At 63.8% G+C, this 365-nt stretch carries 1 pseudogene; it reads right to left on the bottom strand.

Annotation, left to right across the window (positions count from 1 at the left end):
• Positions 1 to 365, bottom strand: a pseudogene (locus tag L691_RS32685) (hypothetical protein); the annotation flags it as partial.

Genomic DNA, 365 nt, shown 5'->3' on the forward strand with positions numbered 1-365 from the left:
TCCAGTGGAAACCCGCACCGCTTCCATTCTGACACTTCGGGGCATTGCCGGGCCTTTCTTTGCCTCTCCCGCCGAAGACCAAGCTATCTTCATCCTTCCGGCCGGGCCGCTCGCCACGCTCACACGCATAGCTTTGAGCGGCTGCGAACAGACGCTCCAGCAGAAATACAGCCATCGCCGCGCCGAAGGCGTTCGGATACTGGAGCAACCCTCCAAGCCTTGCACCCGAGGCGCTGACTTCGGGCGAGGCGCTGTGAAGCACCGCATACGGGATCGGAAGCGCCCCGCAAAAGGACAGCAGCCCGCTTAGACATAGCAGCATGCCCGCCGCGTGCCAGGCTGCCGAGAGCATCCGGCCTGCGTTG

It is taken from the genome of Paenibacillus zanthoxyli JH29 (assembly GCF_000520715.1).
GTDB lineage: Bacteria > Bacillota > Bacilli > Paenibacillales > Paenibacillaceae > Paenibacillus_AQ > Paenibacillus_AQ zanthoxyli.